This window comes from Paenibacillus sp. PAMC21692 (genome assembly GCF_014303795.1).
Classification (GTDB): domain Bacteria; phylum Bacillota; class Bacilli; order Paenibacillales; family Paenibacillaceae; genus Pristimantibacillus; species Pristimantibacillus agaridevorans.
Map to the genome: position 1 here is coordinate 8,272,311 of NZ_CP060293.1, position 19,302 is coordinate 8,291,612.

Here is a 19,302-nt window from a genome sequence, read left to right on the forward strand (position 1 = left end):
TTGTCATGTCGCACTCGGCGGGCAGCAAAAAGAACCACATCATCCCGACTTTCAGAGCGGCGCTCTCGCTCTCGCTCTTATCTCTTAGGTTCGATAAGATGTGGTTGTATGTTTCCTATGGCTGAAGTCGATCACGATTGCACCAATGTTTGATTGTCATGAACGAAAGTCGATCACGATCTGCTGGAAGCTGTTGTCATCCACAGCCTCGGTTTCTTTCGCCGCCGGCTGCAAGGCAGCCGCATCGTCGTAGGGTTTCCGGCCTTGGATGAGCAGGGAGCCCCCATCCGGACTCCATGTCAGCCCATCCGCGACAATGCCTCGGTAAACCGTTGTTTTGTGCAACAGATTGTTCCCTTGCAGCTTCGCTACCTCGACGGTTGCATCAGGGGTTGAGTAGGCAATGAAGGATCGATCCTGCGACAAGGCAAAATTCCCGACCTGGTCCAGCAGCACGGCATAACCGTCATTGCGGAGATCATGGGCGAACAAGGTGCCGTCCGAGCCGGTAAACGCGATCCGGTCCCGATCGATCCAATCTACCGAGCCGTTCTGGTGCATCGTATGCTCATATTGCGGGATAAACGCACCTTCCTCCAGCTTGCCCAGCACAAAGAACTGTGGCTTTCCCTTCTCTTCTTTAATAACGATTGCGCTTTTTCCATCCTCCGACAACCTGACGGAATAATAAAACGCAATCTCGCTTGGCTCCGGCATCCTGTACGTTTTCATGGATCCGCTCTCCATATGGTAAGCTCCGATGCCAAGCTCCCCCTGCTCGGTAAAGGTAAAAAACGAAAAGTATGCGCTGTCGCCAGACCATGTAATGCTTCTCGAGCCCATCCTCAGAACGGAGCGGAGCGAGCTCACCTCCTTCTCCTCCCCGCTTTCGAGAGATACAAGCGTCAACGCGGACTCCTGTCCGGCGTCCTCGCTGTAGGAGTACCCGATGAGGTAACGCCCGTCCGTAGACATGTTTCCGATATCGAGGAGATAACCGTCCAATTCGCGAACGCGCTCAGCCTTCTCGAACGGGGTTTTATACTTGTCGACAATGATGTCGCCCTTGAAGCCCCACGTCACGCGGATCAATTCGTCGTTCCCGATCCATTGGAACAAGCCGGCGTACTTGACATCCCCGTTCGGGAGCCGGTACAGAGCGTCGATCTCGAACGCGTCGCCGCCTATCGCCGCAGGCGTTTCTTCCGTTGCATCCGGTATGATGATCGTTTCTGTTTTAAGCGCTCCCGCGCAGGCGGAAAGCGCAAGCGGCAGCAGGACGGCAAGGAGACATGCCGCTCCAGTTATTCTCCAATTACGTTTCCGCTTCATACAGTCCTCCCCGCTTTCGCGCCGCGCAGCTCCATGGTTACTTTGTTCATTCCATCTTCGCTCATCATCGTAATCGTGCCGCCAAGTTCGTCCATAATCGACTTGGCAATAGCTAGACCGAGACCGACGCTGCCTTGTTCTCTGGCTGCTCTGCCTTCGGCCCCGAAGGGCTGGAACAAGCTTGCCAGCTTCTCCTGCGGGATCGGCTGGCCCGAATTGGCGATCACGATTCTGACGTTTTCTGCCGCTGCCGAGCTTGCCGTTGCTAAGATCTCCGCCCCGGGATCGCTATACTTGATCGCGTTGTCGAGGATGTTGATAAACAGCTGGCGGAGCTTGTCCGGTTGAGCCTCGACGAGCAGCTCATTACCAGTCTCGCAACGGATGGCCTTCTTGTAACGCTGCGCCTTGAAAGACATGGCGTCGCATACATCCCTTAGGAGCGATCCGGCTTCGATCCGCCCGCTGTCCTCCCAGCCTCCCTGCTCCTTCGACGTTTCCAGCAGGGATACGACCATGCCGTGCAGCCGCTGGCTTTCGCCCACGATATGATCCATACCCTTGCGGAAAAACGCGGGATCGCTCTCCCCGTTCTCCCGGATAAGCTCCGCATAGCCCAGAATGGACGTAAGCGGCGTCTTGAGCTCATGGGTGACGTTATCGAAGAAATGTTTGCCCTGCAGATGCAGCTTCTCCAGCCGATCCCGATCCCGTTCGATCTTCCCGATCTGGCTCTTGAGCTGACCGATCATGTCGTTGAAGTTGTCCGCCAGCCGGCCAATCTCGTCGCGCCTGTTTACCTCAAGCCGGACGTCCAGGTTTCCCTGCATGACTTCGGTCGAGGCGCCTTCCAGCTTGGACAGGGGCACCGAAATATGCCGCGACAGCAAATACGAAAACAGGAACGCGGCGCCAAAGATCGCCAGCGCGATGTAATAGACGGCATTTAATATCCGGTCGGATTGCTCATAGAGCAGGTCGAACGGCTTCGAATAACGAAGAATGCCCACTTTTACGCCGTCGATAACGACGGGATAGGAATAATAAACCGCTGCCGTCCCGCCCTCATAGGAAATCGTATAAGCCGTCGCTCCCCGCGTTGCCTGCTTAAGGTCGTCTTCCCCCGCGCCCGAAAACGCGGACTCGTCGGATGCATGGATGAGCTCGCCGTCCACCGTGTAGGCGCTGACCTCGCTCGACATGGCGTACCTCAGATCGCTGATCATTTCCTCCGCGATTTGTCCGAAGTAGATATCGTCATTGCCGAAGTGATTGATCATAAACGCTTGACGCACATAATTGTTGCTTGTTTTTTTGAGCCCGATCAGATCGTCGGTTATAATCTTCTGATTGCTGGTCTGGATGATATTCGTAACCGTCCAGCTGAGGAGCAGAAACGACACCGCGAAGATGAGGAAAAATCCGACGATGAATTTGGTCCTGATGGACCGGAATCCCCCGCGCATGGCTTAATCCGCATCCTTCTCGAATTTGTAGCCAATCCCGAATACCGTCGTAATCAGTTCGCCGACATCAAGCTTCTTGCGCAGCCGCTGGATATGGTTGTCGACGGTTCTCGTTTCTCCAACGTAATCGTAGCCCCAGACCAGCTCCAGCAGCTCTTCCCTCGTAAAGATTCTGCCGCGGTTGCCGCACAGCTTAAGAAGCAGATCGAACTCCTTCGGCGTTAAGTCCACCGTCTCGCCATGCCTCTTTACCAATCGTTCGCCGCGGATAATCTCGATATGATTAAAGCGCAGCGTTTCTCCGCCGGCTTCCTCCTGCGAGGCCTGGCTCGCTTGAGCGAATCGCCGCAAAATGGTGCGGATCCTCGCGATAACCTCGCGAAGGTCGAACGGCTTCGTGATGTAGTCGTCGGCTCCGAACTCCAGACCGAGTATTTTGTCGGTGATGTCGGACTTGGCTGTCACCATCAGGATCGGAATGTTGTGGCTCGCCGTCACCTTCTTGCAGATGTCCAGCCCGCTGCCATCCGGCAGCATCCAGTCGAGAATGAGCAGATCGGGGCGGAATCGCTCTACTTCCCGCATCCCTTCGGCGCTGTTCCCGGCGGTCTGCGCCTCATAGCCCTCTCTCGTCAATCCGTATGCCAGCAGCTCCGCGATTGCCGCTTCGTCTTCAATGATCAGAATCTTTGTTTTCTCCATTGGTCGGCGTTCTCCCGTATGCCCTGCTGCAGCAGGGCGAAAGTTTGCCTCCATCATAGCACGAAGTTGTCATCAAGATGTAACGGGCTTCAATACATCGAAATCCTATAATCAACAAAAAGAAGTGGCTCCCCGTTAATGGTGAGCCACTGACACAGGATGCCGGTTGGCCGCCGCACCCATATTGCCAAGGCCGGGCATGAACATCCTCCCCGTATCCGATTTCGAAGGAAGTATTCTTCAACACGGAGGCTTGCGGATCAGCCGTAATGGCGATGTCCGGGCGTTCATTTTCTGTCGCTACGCCGGCAATAATCGCCTGTACTGTGAATTCATACGCAGCAGGCGGAGTGGCGGAGTGGCGTCTTCCGCCTGCTCTGGCAAATTAAATACGCGATGGATGAGCGTTGCGAACTCTGCTCGTGATATCGCATCGTTCGGGCGCATAATTTCCTGCGCCGTCTCCGGTTAACAGTCCGTGATTCGATACATGGTTGCTTCCGTAATCCCGTTAGTCGTCTTGAATACGGAAGGAACGAAGGAAACGTTATAGGAAACCTGATCAATCACAACTGCCGTGCTGCGGGATGCGTCAACTTTGCCTGCCAAATAGAGACTCCTTGCTACGTATGCGCTGCCAAATTCGGAGAGCGTATAGCTGTTATCGCCGGTCTCCACATAAAGCGAACCGCAGGTGCGGTGCGAGCGCACTGCCGGAGAAGATTGAGACGCTGCAATCAAGTGAGCTGTTCCTGAGCAGAAGAAGCTGTATGCGGCTTATCTCTCCAAGATGCGCGAGGATTCGCTCCCATGCTTCTAAAGTGACTCGAAATTATATACTTTCCTAAGTGCAAAATAAATGAGCGTCAGGGTAAAGTCATGAAGCGCAATTGCTTTTACAATACAAGTATGAATCCCTCATTCCCATTAACGACTAAAAAGGAGACCGGCAAATATGTCGAAAATCAGACTTGGCATTGTAGGCTGCGGCGGTATGGCGGGAAGCCATGCGAAAGGATATTTGGAACTGAGCGACCGCTTGATCATTACGGTAACTTGCGATTTGATCACGGAACGCGCTCAGGCTGCGGCGGATGCGCTTGGAACGGCTCAGGTATTCAAGTGTTATCAGGATTTGGTCGATCATGTCGATGCTGTTCTTATTGCGCTGCCGCATGATCTTCACTTTGAGGTTGGGATGTTTTTCCTGCATGCCGACAAGCACGTACTGATGGAGAAGCCAATGTGCAACACGGAGGAAGAATGTCTGAAACTTACACAAACGGCTGATGAGCTTGGCAAAATACTGATGGTCGCTTATCCGGTACGATTCTGGCCCGTCGTGCTGAAAGTGAAGGAGTTGATCGACTCGAAGGCATACGGCGACTGTTTCCAACTATCCGTATGGACCGAGCAATATACACGTTATGAGGAAGGGCACTGGGCTTTGTCCGCTGACCGCTTGGGCGGCGGGCAGTTTTTCAGCCATGGCTGCCACTATGTAGATCTTCTGTTATGGTTTCTCGGCAATCCGGTGCGAGGCACGCATCTGGGAACCAATTACGGAACTCCTTGGATGGAAAAAGAAGGAACCAGCAGCGTAAGCATCGCCTTTGAAAGCGGCGCCATGGGCTATCACTTCGGCACTTGGGGAGCACGCGGCACACGCCTTGGCTGGAGCCTGCACGCCCATTGCACAGAAGGCATGCTGGAAATCAATTTGCGGGAAGGCAAGCTGTATGCCCATACCGGTCTGAATCCAGAAAAAGCGGATTTGAACAACGATTCGCAAACAAAAGTGTTAATGGAATTTGAATCCGGCAAATTCACACAATTTGAGACAATGCATTTCCTGGATTGCATCGAGACCGGTCAGAAGCCGATCACCGACGGCCTCTCCAGTCTGCAAGGGCTACGCGTCATCTGGAAGCTGTATGAGGCGGAGCACAATGATATCGTTGCCGATTTAAGAGGCCTTGGCCTCGAAGCCATTACTCAATAAAACGATTCCCATATATATGGCGAAACGGAGCAGCAATATGCTGCTCCGCTTCATTATGCTTGCTACGCTTCGTCATGCTTACTCGCCTCGTCACGTTGCCCGATTCGTCATACCACTCCGCTTCGCGGCGCCTGTTGCTCGTCTCGCTGCCGGGCGGCAACCGCTATTCAATCCGCCGAACCTTGGATTGGATAGTTCTGGCGTATTCGGTCGGCGTCATATTCGTCTCGCGTTTGAAGCGCCGGGAGAAATAATGGATGCTGGTGTAGCCGAGTCGTTCCGAAATTTCCGTATACGTATACGACTCCTCGCGTATCATCGTTTTGGCAAGCTCAATCTTCAGGTTTCTGCTATAGGCCTGCACGCTTGCGCCGGTCATTCGACGAAACGCCGTATTCAAATACGTTTTGCTAATCGTAAACCGATGGCATAGCTGATCGATGGATGGATTGTCGGATACATGGCGCCCCAAATAGGCAATAATCGCATTTACAATCGCCCTATCCCTGTTTTCCTTGACCATGGTAATCGGCTTGGCCTGCTGGAGCCGGCTGAGTTTATTATGCCTGCGAATCAGATGGATCAGGAAGCTTTCCAAATACAGGCGAATGAGCTGTTCACAACCGAATTCAGCGTTGGCCCGGCGCTGCAGCAGGCTGCCCTGCCTCGTCCTTCCGACAGGCTCGAAAGCTTCTTGGCACTCTTTGACCAATAGCGAAAGCAGCTCCCGTTCCTTCTCATCCGGCCAAAATATTCGCTGCTCCATAAATGTTTCCATCGCGGGAGAATCGCATTCAAACGACAAGATCATAATATTGGGGGCCGTCCGCCTTGCGGCTCCGCCAACATGATATTCATCGGGGCGATAAAAAACAAGCTCCCCTTGCTCAAGCAGAAAAACCTCCCCATCGATCGCCACCTCCAGCTTGCCTTTGTCGACAAACACCAATTCCCAAAAATGATGTTTTTCGCCGTTGCTGCGGAAATGAGCCGACATCTCCAGATAAAAAAAGGAAATCAGCTTGCGCACCGTCAGTTGATCTTGCAGCTCAAGCTTTTCATAATGCACAACGAACACCTCCCTCCCTAGCAGCCCGGGGCAAGAAGCGGGGTATACGGGACGGCCGCTCCCTGGTGGGTGGAAGCATAGATGCAATCGAGCAGCTCGCGAACAACATACGCCTGCTCAAGCGTAGTGGCGGGCGGCCTACCCGTCAGGACCGCTTGCACAAAATCATCAATCAAACCTTCTTGCGCCATCGGGAACGTTTCGCTGCCTTCCCAGACGGTTTCTTCGATCACTTGATCGGCATGATAACGCTCGAGCACAATGCGTTGCGTGGACGGCAAGATTTGAAACGATAATGTTCCGGTTGTGCCAATCATTTTCCAGATCGAGTCGGCTTGCTTGGCGATAAAGCTTTCTCCCTGCTCGAGCAGCAGCGCCGGCCCGCTGCGGAAAGTAATCATCGCGGAGGTCAGCGATTCCCCATCGCTGTCCTCCGGCACATGATCGACAAGAATATCCGGAATCCCCCAGGTACGCGCAAATACTAGCTCCGGCTCCAACTGCCAATCCAGCACGCCAAGCAAATAATCCAATATATAAGAGCCCAGATTAGCCATATTGCCGCCGCCATTCTCCGCGGATGAAAGCCGCCACTTTGGCGGAAGCTTCTCCGGCCGCGGCCGTACAGGAAACTGCCAGCAGCTGCGAATGATCCGCAGTTCGCCTATCGCTCCGCTTGCCAATACTCCGGCAACGGCCCGGGCTGACCGCTGCAGCCGCAATCTCGATGAGCAGCAGGCTGCAATCAGCGAGCCGCGAGCCCGAATCAGCGTCTGGACATCTGCGGCATTCAAGGCTACCGGTTTTTCCAGCAGCACATGTTTGCCTGCCTGTAACGCACGAAGCGCCAGATTCGTTCTGACCCGTGTCGGGATCGCCAAAATAACGGCATGAACCCGCGCATCCGCAAATAACTGTTCGGCATCGCTGTAGACGGTATCGACTCCATAACGGCTTGCCAATGTCGTAGCCTGCGCTTCATCAGAATCGGCAACCGCAATACACTCAGCGGATGGCAACGAGGACGCTGCCTTCAAATAAACATCGCCCATCACGCCACAACCGACAATCCCTAAACGCAAAGTTTTCATAGATTTGTTCCACCACCTCATTTGATCAGCAAAATCATCATCTTTAATCAGTTCAAATAAATGCCCAAGCTATCCGCTTGAAACCGTCCGCCTGGTTCGGTCGGGTCATCGTGGGTAACAGTCACAAGCAAACGATGATCAAATGCCGCCGGCGTCGTAAAGGTTGCCAAATCGGTGACCCAACTTGCACTCGTGAAGGTCAGCTCCGCAAGCACCGCCGCATTGCTCATATCGGTTATTGTAATTTTGCCTCCCGCCGGGGCCCCGGCAGTTTTGCCTGTTGCCGTTAAAGTGTAGGATGCGCCCGGCTCATAGCCGTTCCATACAAAATTGAGTTGCTGCGGACTGCCGTCTGCGGCGGTTTCCAAAGTCAAATATTGCAAACCGGTGTCCGGCGCCGTATTTTCCAAATAAACCGTTTCTGCGCTGCTGTCGTCGCCTCTCTTCCAATACTTGGGAAGTATATCATCCCAAAGATCCGTTGTTTCGAATCCGCCGTTAGGCAGCTGCGAACGATACAGCTCCGGCAGTCCGCGCACATCGTCCACATTAGCTGTGCCCACCGTATACACCCGAATACGAATGTCATGACCGGCGGCGGCGGGCATGTTGGCAAGCAGCGAATAAGAGGTCCAATCGACGCCGCTTACGGTGCCGGCGCCCAACATCACTGCGGCAGTAGCATCGTACACCTCTACCACAACTGGCTCAATGGCCGAAGCTTTGGCCTTCAAGCTGAATTGGTATGGAGTATTGGGTTCATAATCCGCAAGCTGCTGTTGCAAGCCAATGGCGGTGCTGCCGTCTCCCGTTATGGATATCGACCATTTCCCGCTGGCTGCATCGGATTGCACACGTTTCACACTTCCGGATGTTACCATGCCGTATGGCTCCCAGAACATCGCCTGGTCGGAATGCTGCGTGTCAATCGTTTCAAAACCGGTGTTAAGCAGCTTGTTGCGGCTCCATTGCGCAAGAATGGAGTTCAAATAAACAGAGCATGTATTCTGCTCGCACACCTGACGGGTAATATCTGCAATGGCCGGATCAAACTGGGCATAGTTCGCCCATAAATGATAATGGGTTGTCAGCGTATAATCCTGGGGAGCCGTCGGCAAACGGAAATTATAACCGGAAATAATCGGATCCGTCATGCTTTGGTTCCACATAATGTCGGTAAACGTTCTTGCAAACTTTTTCATATCCTCCATACTGAATACTTGACCGGTCAAATACGCCTGAAGCGGGCCGCTCAAGGTTAATGCGGCATGGGAAATATCTTCGCCGGGGTTGGTGTAGTAATGATAGTTATCCCACGCCCCCATATTATCCCAATATCTCCACAGGTAAGCATCCGTTGACTGCTCCGTATTTAACGGATGAGGCTCCAGCATCGACTTGAACGCTCTGGACATATCGTTGGCGCGGCTTAAATAAAAATCGCGTTCCGCTGCATAAAGCGGCATATTTTCGGTTGCATCGTAGAGCAAATACAACATGCGGGCAAACGCCAAATATTGATTATGAGCCAAAGTGCGGCCCGGGAACCATTCGGTACTAAGCCCGTTCGGAATAATATAGATGCCGACTCCATTGTTTTGCCCGTCAACACCGGATATTTGCCGCCAGTACGGGTCCCATTTGTGAACGATTTGTTCGGCGACATAGGCAATATAATCTTCAGCGTAAGTCAAATAATCGGCATGCAGCGACGGGTCGCGCTTCACCATATCGGCGAAACGAAGCATTGGATTTACAATATTGGCTTCCTGCACCATCTGATCCCATTGCTGTCCGCCCTCCACCTGGCTAATGTAGATTTGGTCGCCCAGGGAACTGCCTGCAGCCGGGGCAAGCTCAAGCCGAATGACATGACCGCCGGATGGCGTCTCGAATACAAGAGGCGTCATCGCGTAACCGTTGCTGTTCGAAAAAGTCGTTTCAGCAAGCACAGTGCTTGATGTATCGTCCACTACGCGAATAACCCCGGTTGCTCCCGGAGAGGCCTTGGCCGTAACCAAAAAGGCGTAGGACTCCTCCGGCGCGTAGTTATAGATGGTTTGCGACACGCTTGCACGCGAAACCCCATCATCGCTCAGCGCATAAATCCAGGCTTGCGCAGAACCGCCGATTGCACCGTTGATGCGATTGGCGCGTTCGACAGGCGTGTCTATCCGCTCCCAGCCTGCCGCTTCGGATGGCGCCACAAGCCTGAGCAGCAAAGTATCGAAATAGGCGATAAAATCAGCCGGCTGAGCATCGTCTACAATCAAGCGCACCTGCAGCTCATGGCCCCATTCATCTGGCGAAATAAAGGACAGATTGCGTTTGGTCCATGAGATATCGCGCAGTGGCATGGAAGCCAGTTCAACCTGATCGGTCAAGTCGTATACCGAAATCCGCCCTTCTCCCAATGTCGAGGCGACCCGGTTATTGACACTGAGTTCATACAAGGTGGACGGAAAATAAGCGACATTTTGCACCAGCATTTTGTCGGCGCTATGATCCCCCTTCACGGCCGCCCCACGCGATCCGGTATGGCGTGTTGACATGGACAGCGGAGCGCCTGTCAAATAGGCATTCGTTGCCGTCGTCCCAACGCCCCGCTTCCAATTGGCCGGGAGCGTCACATCCGCCGGGTCCACCGACTCCATATTTTGATTTTTAAGCAATTGTTCGACGGGAGCGGCAATCCGGATCGCAATATGATCAAACCAGGACGTAAAACCCGTATACGAGCTATTGGTTTGGAAAAGACGAATCCGTACATCCTGCCCCGGCAGCGCAGGGGCAATAAAGGTAAATTTGCGGCTAAGCCAGTCCGTGCTTGTAAACGTAATATCGCCCAGCAGCTCATTGGTCGTCATATTGACGACACGCGCCCGGCCGCCGGCAACGGCGCTTGATACTTTGCCATAAAAGGACATTTCATATTGCACATTGGGTTCGTAATCGATCGACTTCTCCGCTATTTCCCATGAAGACCCGTCGGTTGTAATCGCCAAAGAATAATCGCCTTTGTAGACATGGGCCGGGTTATCCTCCAAATACACATTGGAAGAGTTCGATTGCGCCCAGCGCGTCCAGCCTTCAGGCATTGTGGCGTCCAGCGCTTGAATCCGCTCAAAATCGCCATTGCCGGCCAATTGCTCGCTGCTTGCTTCCATCTCAATGGCATCATAATAGGTTTTGAAGCCGGGCAAGGTATAAGCCGACTGATAAAGCCGAAGACGAACGGTTTCACCCGATGCGGCAGGCGCTGTAAACGTGAGTGAATAATAAGTCCAGTCGGTATCGTTAAAAACATGCGAAGCGATTATTGCGTTCTGCGTTGCATTGTATACGGCCAATCTGCCATATATCGTTCCGGTTCCTCCGGCAATACGCCCTCTCCAGGTTACGGTATAGGTTTCGCCCGGTTCATAAGCGATGTCCTGTTCGGCAACCTCCCAGGAGGAGCCGTCTGTTTCCACAACAAGCGCTTTCTCCCCTTCATAAGCTTCCGATGGCGAAGACGTCAAGTAGATATTGGCGGCTGTCGATGTATGCCAGCGGCTCCAGTGTGCCGGCATTGTGGCGTCATAGCTGTCCACCGTCTCGAATTCGCCGTTGGCTACAAGCGGTTGCCGGGGCAAAGCGGAGGCTTTGACGCTAACCCGGTCAAAATAAGCTTTCCCGCCCGCAGCGCCCTTATTTTCAAAACCAAGCCTGATTTGAATGACGCCGCTTGCCGGAGCTTTGAACTCAAAGACATATTGCTCCATTCCGATATGATGAATGCGTTCAAAGGCGATGACTTGCCCGGTGGTCACATTGTAGGCCTCAATTCGAGCCTGGAATTGTTCATCTGTCAGTCCGGCCAATGCTTCTACGGCATAAGTTGTTCCCGGCGTATAGCCAAGCTCCTGTACAATCCGGTTGTCCGAGCTGCCATCGGTTTCTACGGCTGCAACCGCCGTTCCATCAATGGCAATGTCCGGAACGACGGAGCGATAGCTGCGGGAAGGATCGCCTTCCTGCAGCCAACCATCCGGAACGAGATCGCTGTTGACATCCTGTTCGAAGGAACCGTTTTGCAGCATATTTTCAGCTGATGCATGTCCGCCGACAACGTTAAAATTGCTGTTTTTAATTTGAGAATGGGCGTATGCCGCATTGGGCCAGCCCAACAGGCCGTCATGATCCTGATCCTGGGCAAGCGCAAAAATACGCCCCGATTGATCCACCATTTTATCCAGCCAATCCGTATTTCCGGTAGCCTCATATAAGTTCATATAACCTTCGGACACCTGATATTGTCCCCAGCCAAGCGAGAATGGGCGATCGCTTGCGCCCCTTCCATTATTGTACGATTGATCCGATACAAGAAACGCGTCCAGACTGCTGTCCGTTGCCCCGGCTTTGATAGGTATCAGACAGACGATAAGACAGATTGCCAGCAGCATACCAAGTTGCTTTCTCACAACAACGCCTCCGCTTCAACAAGTCATAAACTCATCTTAGGACTAGCCTTTTACCGCGCCAATCAACATGCCTTTTACAAAATATTTTTGCAAAAACGGATAAACCATAAAAATAGGAAGGGTCGTCACCACAACCGCGGCCATTTTCAGCGTTTCCGGAGGAAGCTGCGACAGCGCAGTCGGATCCAGCGTCCCGAGCTCCTGGCTCACGCTGGGCGTCTGAATCATATTCCGCAGCACAAACTGCACCGGTTGAAGCCTGGTATCGGAAATATACATAAGCCCTTTGAAATAATCGTTCCAGAATGCTACGCCATAGAATAGTCCAAGGGTGGCCAGAATCGGCAGCGATAACGGCAGCACAATTTGCAGCAACGTTCGAATTTCCCCGCAGCCGTCAACACGCGCCGCTTCCTCCAGCTCTGCGGGCAAGTTTTCGAAATAGGTTTTCATCACCAATAAATTGAAGGTGGACAACATCCCGGGCAAAATAAGCGCCCACAGCGTATTGTACAGCTGCAAATGATAGATGACGAGATAGGTAGGAATAAGTCCGCCATTAAACAACATAGTAAATACAATCGCCATCAGAAAAAAATTGCGTCCCAGCACAAAAGCCTTCGAAAGCGGATAAGCAAGCAAGGCGGATACCGCCAGGCTAAGCGCAGTTCCGACAACCGTCACGGTAACGCTGACCAGCAGCGCATTCGGGATGCGCGGGCTGGCGAACAACTCGCGGTAAGCAACAAACGTTACTTCCCGGGGCAGCAAAACAAAGCCGCCGCTGCGCAATACTTCCGTGATCGGCGTCATCGACATAATGACCACATAATATAGCGGAAACAATGCCGCTAACGCACAAAGGGACAATAGGATTATAATGCAAATATCTGCCGCTTTATCCGCGCGGGTGCGTATAGTCGACCCCATCGATAGATTCCCGCTCCTCTCACAGTTGCTCCAACTCCATCACCAAATACCCGAGCCATTGGTCCGTTTCGCTATATAATTGGCGCCCAGCACAAGCGTAAGGCCAATCGCCGATTTAAAGAAGCCGACGGCTGCGGCCACGCTGAAATCAAGTTGTTCTATCCCGCGTCTGTACACCCATGTATCAATGATGTCGCCGGTTTCGTATACACGCGCGTTCAGGAAGATATACACTTGCTCAAATCCGGCGTCCATAATATGGCCAATGCGCAAAATAAGCAAAAGAATAATGACGTTTCGAATACCCGGCAGCGTAATATGCCAGAGTTGGCGCCATCGCCCGGCCCCATCAGCCACCGCCGCCTCATACAATTCGGGGTTGATCGAAGCGATTGCCGCCAAATAAATAATCGACCCGTACCCGGTGCTTTTCCAAACATCCGTTATGATCAAAATGGGACGAAACCAGTCCTTGTCCGTCATCAAATTCAGCGTTCCCCAGCCCATATCACGATACCATGAGCTGATCAACCCCGCTTCCGGAGCGAGGAAAGCAAACACCAATCCATAAATAATGACCCAGGACAAGAAAAAAGGTCCGTACGTAATCGATTGAACCATTTGTTTGAACCAGCGAATACGCACCTCGTTTAATAATAAAGCCAATATAATATCTGGCGTCATCGTAAATAAAATCCGGTATAGGCTGATCACAAGCGTATTGCGCAAAATCACCCAAAAATCCGGAGATTCAAACAAAACAATAAAATTATTAAATCCGACCCAAGCGCTGCCCCATATTCCTTCCATCAAATTATAATCCTGGAAAGCGATCAGCAAGCCGCCCATCGGCAAATAATGAAACAGCAAATAATACAGCAAGCCCGGCACCATCATAAGATAGTACCAGCGGCTGATATACAGCCGCCGGTTCAATCTGCTTCCGGTAATACCGCGTCGGCTTAAGAAGGCCGGCACTTCGCGATTCATTGCATAACCGCCTTTAATGTTTCCGAATATTTGTCGAACAGTTGCTGTCCCTTGTAGGTCGTCAACAGCTCTTCATAGTAGGCCGGCCAATTGTTGCCGGACTTGTCCTCCAGCACCGCTTTGGATTGCAGCTCGCGCTGACGCTTGCGGAATGCTGCAAGATCAAACCCTTCAGGAGCAATATAAGAAACGCCTTCGTTTTCAATTAGCTTGATCGTCTGGAAATAATCTTTAATTTCGCGGTCGCGGTCCGTCATGCGCGGATCAATCACCGTCAATCCAAACTGTTCAGGCGCCTCCACCGGCGTGGAAAACTGCCAAATCGACAGGAAGTTTCCTTTTTGAATAATACCTTTGGTATAAGCGTCGATATCCAGCGTAATTTCATTGCCGGCACGGTTATAATGAACGCCTTCCTGACCGTAATGCGTCAGCACATAACCCTCTTCGCCTGCCAGCCAGTCCAGAATCGCCACCGTCCGTTCAACCTGCTCCGGGTGGCGGTCGGCCGCTTTTTTGGAAAACAGGAATGGATTTCCGGGATTTGGTTTAACCGCTTGATTCATATCCGGGAATAAATTCATCGGCACCCATTCGGCATCTGGAAATAATTGCTTGGTTCTCGCTTGTATGCCGTCCGGGTTGCTGTCATAAGCAAAATTAAGCGTTGTTCCCATGACTACGCCTGCCCGACCCTGAATCGCTTTCTCGATATGCTGAGGCGCTTTGTTCAAATACCAGTCCGGATCGATCAAATCCTCCTCGATTAATTGAACAATATCATCAATTACAAATTGAATTTCCGGATTAACCTGCATATCCTTAAAGACGTTGTTTTCAATATTGCGCGGGAACGGCAAGCCATTGTTCAAATATTCCGGCCACTCCAGCCCAAGCGCCTCGCCGTTTCCAGCAGTCGTAAATCCATAGGTATCCTTTTTGCTGTTTTGATCCGGATCATTATTGCGGAATTGGCGAAGCGCTTCTACGTATTCGTCATAATTCGCAGGCACGCCCAAGCCCAAATTGTCAAGCCAGTCCTTGCGAATGTACAAGGTTCGATAAATATTGCGGTCATAAGGAATCGGGGCGCGCGCAAATTGATCCTGAACCTGATACCGCTCCAACTCCAGCTCCGTAATCCAATATTTAAAGTAGTTTGGCATTTTCTCCGGAGTGACATAAGGAGTCATATCCGCGATCAAGCCGTCAAGAATATATTTATTCCCTCCGTCTCCATTGGCATCGCGAAACATGATCGGTGGATTGGATGCAAGTAGCGTGTTCGTTTTGTTCACATAGTCATTGCCGGTTGCCATATACGTCAGATTCAGATCCACATTAAAGCGGCTTTCAATTTCCTGGATGACAAAATCTTCGGCTTTTGAAGGCAAATTGGCATTGGCAGGCGCTGTTACAAACCAATCGAGGGTTAGCTTCGGAAGCTCTTCTTTGGGTGGTTCGCTTGCAGCGGAAGTTGGCGCCGGGCTCCCGTTTGCCGGACTTTGGCCCGTGTTTCCCTTCTGATCTCCGCCTGAGGAACAAGCTGAAAGCATCATGGAGCACACAAGAATAAATGAGGATAATGACTTCCAGTTCAATGTTTTGCGGTTTCTGACCAATTGGACCCCTCCTGAATAAATGCGTATCGCGGAATATCGCGCTTGCTGCATGCGCTTACATTCCTGTTTCATTTGGCATCTAATGTTTATCCAGCGCTGGTATTGCATCGATGTGTCCCATTATGTCATCCGCAAAATTAATGCACAATTATCATTTGTTGCAACGGCTTATTTCATATGAGTGGAGCGATATTTGCCCGGCGGCATCCCGACAATTTGTTTGAATACCCGCGTGAAGTTTTGTACGGAAGTATATCTCAGCTGTTCTGAAATATCCTTGATATGCATATCCGTATGGGCCAGCCAGTCCTTAGCTTTATCCATGCGAAAATGAAGCAAATAGTCCTTGTAGTTGATGCCAACCACTTCTTTAAACGATCGGCTTAATACAAAGGACGAAATCTTGTAATGATCAGCCAAATGCTGCAACGACAAATCGGTCTGGTAGTTCTGTTCGATATAGGCAAGCACCTGCGGAATAACCGTTTGTGCATGAGACAAACTGTGGCTTTCAATATGCGATCTTACGGTGGCAAATACAGTTGTGGTCATCCAGTTGTAAACATCGTCCAGCGAATGCAACTCGAACAAATAATCAAACACATCATATTCGAACAAATCATTTAATTCATAACCGACACTTTGCAAATACAGATCGATTTCTTCCAGCATAAATGTAAATAGTCCGAGCAAAGCGTCGGCATTTCTTAACGTTTTGGGCATGGTGTCGAGCATGAGTACAAGCTTGTCGCATGCCTCATCATATAAGCCCCTTTTCAAACAATCCACAACTTCATTTTTCCAGTTGATCAGCGTTTGGCTGGAATGTTGGAGTGAAGGCTGCAGATCGGCCGGATCAAGAATCAGCCGCGGTCCTTTAATCCAGCGGTATTGCAGCAACTCAGAGGTCTCGCGGTAAGAATCGAATAACCGCGCGTAGCCGGGACGCGGCGAGCTGATCGCAACAGATACGGTGAAATCAAACATTCTGGTTATTTGATCGCATACAGGCTGTATGTATTTCCGCATCTGTTCAATCGCGCCATCGCTACTGTCCAGACCCACTATCGCGACGATTTGTCCATAACCGGGTGAAGCCAGCTCATTAGCGCCAAATGCGCTGACAGCATCGGCAACCATATTGCGCAAGGCATATTGTTCCAGTCTGCGGTTATACTCCTGCTCTGCTTGCGCCTGGCGAGACAAAGAATCAATGGAGACCGCACAAACCATATAATAAGATCCCTTCAGCTTCAATTGATGCGTATCGACATAGGTCGCCGCCTCTTCCTCGGATACTTCGCCTTGCAGCATCCGTTGCAGCATCCGCTCGTTCAAGTCAAGCTGCTGGTCGGCAAGTCTGGATTGCAGCGCCTGGATCGGGCGATACATTCTCCCGGAGGCAAGGAAGGCAATAATGAGCCAAATTAAAGCAAGGATCCCGGCTATGCCAAACGTAAGCCAGCGAATCGCGCTGACCTGGCGCGCCAATTCTTCCGATGATGTAAGCGCAATGTAATACCATTGATGCAGCGGCGAACGCATAACGGTAACATGATAGGAATGTTCATTCATTTGAATGACGCCCCGTTTGCCCGGGTCCTGCAAGCTGGCCAATAAAGACGAGTGATCCTTTTGCCCGTTCTCCATCATGATTTGCGGAGGAGCAGCCAAAATATCGCCTTGATCGCTTATAATCAGCAGTTGGCGAATGCCCGAGGGGTCGAGCTGATCGGCAAGCCGCTGCAAGCTGTTCATTTTCACATGCAATACCAGGTAACCAAGCGGCGCGCGGCTATTAAGCGGTACCGTCCGTACAAACAGCGATTCAGAAGGGTCGGGCGACTGGCCGGGAGGAATAAAGCTTGCTTGGTCATAATGCTGAAGGGCAAGGTCCAGAACATCGTTTAAAGCATCGGATGGTTCACGTACAATACCGGAACGCGTCGAATACAGGACATCGTATTTATTGTAATACAAGCTCGCTTCCAATTGGATTTGCGAGGCATTTATCGTTTTTTGCAAAACATCCATCATATTTAATGAAGGCTGCAATTGATCGACGGACACCCCGACTTGCAGCGATTTCAGAATATGCGGATCATCGGCGAGCCGCAGGGACGCAGCATCAATGCTTAACATATAACGATTGATTTCCGACTCCAGCTGGCTCAGAACAATTTCCTGATTATGATTAACTTCGCGCTGAATGCCGTTTGTCGTAATGACCGTAAATAAAAAGCCCATAACCAGAACCGGGCATAGGCTAAGTACAATGGAATAAAGGAGAATTTTGCGACGAAATGTCATTTGGCGAATCTGCAGCAGCAGCTTGTTCATGTTGTTCCTCCTACACAACCTATTCCTAGAGCAGTTTAAGGATCAGAATAAAATTCCGGATAATATGAAACGGATCTTTGACCGGCAGTGCCACTACCTTGTTTAATGGCTCTCCGGTTCTGCTGCGGATTTGAATCCATTCCCGAATCTGCGGGTCAGGATTGGGGAACGTGGCAAAAGAATAAGACTCCAGCAATTGATACCACTCCATAAATTTCGCTTCGCCGGTCATCTCATGGAACAGCAGCGAGCTGTAAAGAGCTTCGGAATGCGGCCACCATAACTTGACATCCCATGTATCCACAATGAGTTGTTCATAAGGATCATCCCGCTTCTCCCCACGCGGTTCGCCGCCCTCCCGATCAACAAATCTCAGAAGACCTCCGAATTGATGATCCCAACCCAGCTCCAGCGTCCGCAGGGCGGTCGTGGACAATTTGCGAATAACCCGCTCCTTGTCCCGCTCCTCCCAATGCTCCAGACTGTGCAGTTGAAACCACAATGATTCAAGGCTATGTCCCGGATTGATATGCCGTCCCAGCAATGTTTGCGCTTGTTCGTCCGAATCGGATGTTGTTAATTCGCTGATTGTGCCGTCTTCGCTTGTAAATCCATCCAGAATGGCGCTCAGCAGAGCTTTGACGTCGCCCCCGGCTATGGCGGCATAGTCGGGATCCCACTGCTTGGCTGTTGCCTCAAGCTCCTGCACGGTATTAAGCCGTATCATCTCCAAGCCATGGGCGGCCCAGCTTGCCGGTACAGGGTAAGGCTCCGTCTTGAAATCGCCTGACGCCAGCCTTTGTTTGATCGTCTCATATACCTTTTTGGCCAGTTCAAAGGCTTCCCGGTTTCCAAATATTTCGGCATATTTATTAATGCCCAACACAAGAAAATAATCGGCGTAAATACTGAGATCCTCTTGCCCTTCAAGCGGTTTCCCGTCCCTGGTCAGCGCAAATATGGCATGAAGATTATCCGCAAGCGCCCGGTTTTTTAAATACTGCCAGGTTTGATCGGCGATTTCCCGCAGCCTTTGTGCATCCAGCCTGATAATCCCGGCTTTGGTCAATCCATACAGCTCGCAGACGATCCACAAAAAACGGCCTTGAGACCAGGTATATTTGTTGGTGCTGATCCGCTCCGAAGCATCGTTATTATAACAAGTATAAACGCCGCCAAACTCATCATCAACCGCTTTCTCCCAGAACGGCCAGAAGTTTGTCTCCAATTCATTGACATAAAAAGCGATTAATTTGTTTTTATTCATTCCCAACACTCCCCCATTTAATTGCCTG

13 protein-coding genes are annotated in these 19,302 nt (G+C 51.4%); 1 reads left to right on the forward strand and 12 read right to left on the reverse strand.

The features are described from left to right. Positions 1-156: 156 nt before the first annotated feature. From H7F31_RS32875 to H7F31_RS32890, 4 genes are all read right to left on the reverse strand, one after another. Positions 157-1,332, reverse strand: coding sequence for a WD40 repeat domain-containing protein (locus H7F31_RS32875; RefSeq protein ID WP_187102285.1), 1,176 nt, complete (start codon positions 1,330-1,332; stop codon positions 157-159). Then, on the reverse strand, positions 1,329-2,798 hold the full coding sequence (locus H7F31_RS32880) for a sensor histidine kinase (protein ID WP_187102286.1): 1,470 nt from the start codon (positions 2,796-2,798) through the stop codon (positions 1,329-1,331). The genes H7F31_RS32875 and H7F31_RS32880 overlap by 4 nt, the downstream gene beginning before the upstream one ends. Positions 2,799-2,801: 3 nt before the next feature. Next, the gene (locus tag H7F31_RS32885) at positions 2,802-3,500 is read right to left on the reverse strand and encodes a response regulator transcription factor (RefSeq protein ID WP_187102287.1); all 699 of its coding nucleotides are present in this window, start codon (positions 3,498-3,500) and stop codon (positions 2,802-2,804) included. 468 nt (positions 3,501-3,968) lie between these two features. Beyond that, positions 3,969-4,241 (reverse strand): hypothetical protein, encoded by a 273-nt coding sequence (locus tag H7F31_RS32890; protein ID WP_187102288.1) that lies wholly within the window; start codon positions 4,239-4,241, stop codon positions 3,969-3,971. A 214-nt stretch (positions 4,242-4,455) separates the two neighbouring features. Between H7F31_RS32890 and H7F31_RS32895 the strand changes: the two genes are divergently transcribed. Further along, the gene (locus tag H7F31_RS32895) at positions 4,456-5,502 is read left to right on the forward strand and encodes a Gfo/Idh/MocA family protein (RefSeq protein ID WP_187102289.1); all 1,047 of its coding nucleotides are present in this window, start codon (positions 4,456-4,458) and stop codon (positions 5,500-5,502) included. 163 nt (positions 5,503-5,665) lie between these two features. Here H7F31_RS32895 and H7F31_RS32900 read toward each other — a convergent pair whose 3' ends face one another. From H7F31_RS32900 to H7F31_RS32935, 8 genes are all read right to left on the reverse strand, one after another. Beyond that, positions 5,666-6,571, reverse strand: a complete 906-nt coding sequence (locus H7F31_RS32900; RefSeq protein WP_187102290.1) for an AraC family transcriptional regulator — start codon at positions 6,569-6,571, stop codon at positions 5,666-5,668. A 17-nt stretch (positions 6,572-6,588) separates the two neighbouring features. Continuing rightward, positions 6,589-7,662 carry a Gfo/Idh/MocA family protein gene (locus tag H7F31_RS32905; RefSeq protein WP_187102291.1) on the reverse strand — a complete coding sequence of 358 codons (1,074 nt, stop codon included), beginning with the start codon at positions 7,660-7,662 and terminating at the stop codon, positions 6,589-6,591. 47 nt (positions 7,663-7,709) lie between these two features. Further along, positions 7,710-12,125: a carbohydrate binding domain-containing protein gene (locus H7F31_RS32910; RefSeq protein ID WP_187102292.1), complete on the reverse strand. Its 4,416-nt coding sequence runs from the start codon at positions 12,123-12,125 to the stop codon at positions 7,710-7,712. Positions 12,126-12,167: 42 nt separating this feature from the next. Further along, on the reverse strand, positions 12,168-13,055 hold the full coding sequence (locus H7F31_RS32915; protein WP_187102293.1) for a carbohydrate ABC transporter permease: 888 nt from the start codon (positions 13,053-13,055) through the stop codon (positions 12,168-12,170). Positions 13,056-13,094: 39 nt separating this feature from the next. Beyond that, positions 13,095-14,045, reverse strand: coding sequence for an ABC transporter permease (locus H7F31_RS32920; protein ID WP_187102294.1), 951 nt, complete (start codon positions 14,043-14,045; stop codon positions 13,095-13,097). Continuing rightward, positions 14,042-15,667 (reverse strand): type 2 periplasmic-binding domain-containing protein, encoded by a 1,626-nt coding sequence (locus tag H7F31_RS32925; RefSeq protein ID WP_187102295.1) that lies wholly within the window; start codon positions 15,665-15,667, stop codon positions 14,042-14,044. Before H7F31_RS32925 ends, H7F31_RS32920 begins: the two co-directional genes overlap by 4 nt. Before the next feature lie 168 nt (positions 15,668-15,835). Next, on the reverse strand, positions 15,836-18,007 hold the full coding sequence (locus H7F31_RS32930) for a helix-turn-helix domain-containing protein (RefSeq protein ID WP_187102296.1): 2,172 nt from the start codon (positions 18,005-18,007) through the stop codon (positions 15,836-15,838). 25 nt (positions 18,008-18,032) lie between these two features. Next, complete coding sequence (locus H7F31_RS32935; protein ID WP_187102297.1) at positions 18,033-19,274, reverse strand: AGE family epimerase/isomerase; 1,242 nt, start codon at positions 19,272-19,274, stop codon at positions 18,033-18,035. Between the last annotated feature and the right edge of the window lie 28 nt (positions 19,275-19,302).

Excerpts from the sequence above, each read along its gene's own strand:
- H7F31_RS32935 (WP_187102297.1), bottom strand. The coding sequence starts at position 19,274 with ATGAATAAAAACAAATTAATCGCTTTTTATGTCAATGAATTGGAGACA.
- H7F31_RS32915 (WP_187102293.1), bottom strand. The coding sequence starts at position 13,055 with ATGGGGTCGACTATACGCACCCGCGCGGATAAAGCGGCAGATATTTGC.
- H7F31_RS32885 (WP_187102287.1), bottom strand. The coding sequence starts at position 3,500 with ATGGAGAAAACAAAGATTCTGATCATTGAAGACGAAGCGGCAATCGCG.
- H7F31_RS32930 (WP_187102296.1), bottom strand. The coding sequence starts at position 18,007 with ATGAACAAGCTGCTGCTGCAGATTCGCCAAATGACATTTCGTCGCAAA.
- H7F31_RS32905 (WP_187102291.1), bottom strand. The coding sequence starts at position 7,662 with ATGAAAACTTTGCGTTTAGGGATTGTCGGTTGTGGCGTGATGGGCGAT.
- H7F31_RS32920 (WP_187102294.1), bottom strand. The coding sequence starts at position 14,045 with ATGAATCGCGAAGTGCCGGCCTTCTTAAGCCGACGCGGTATTACCGGA.
- H7F31_RS32875 (WP_187102285.1), bottom strand. The coding sequence starts at position 1,332 with ATGAAGCGGAAACGTAATTGGAGAATAACTGGAGCGGCATGTCTCCTT.
- H7F31_RS32880 (WP_187102286.1), bottom strand. The coding sequence starts at position 2,798 with ATGCGCGGGGGATTCCGGTCCATCAGGACCAAATTCATCGTCGGATTT.
- H7F31_RS32895 (WP_187102289.1), top strand. The coding sequence starts at position 4,456 with ATGTCGAAAATCAGACTTGGCATTGTAGGCTGCGGCGGTATGGCGGGA.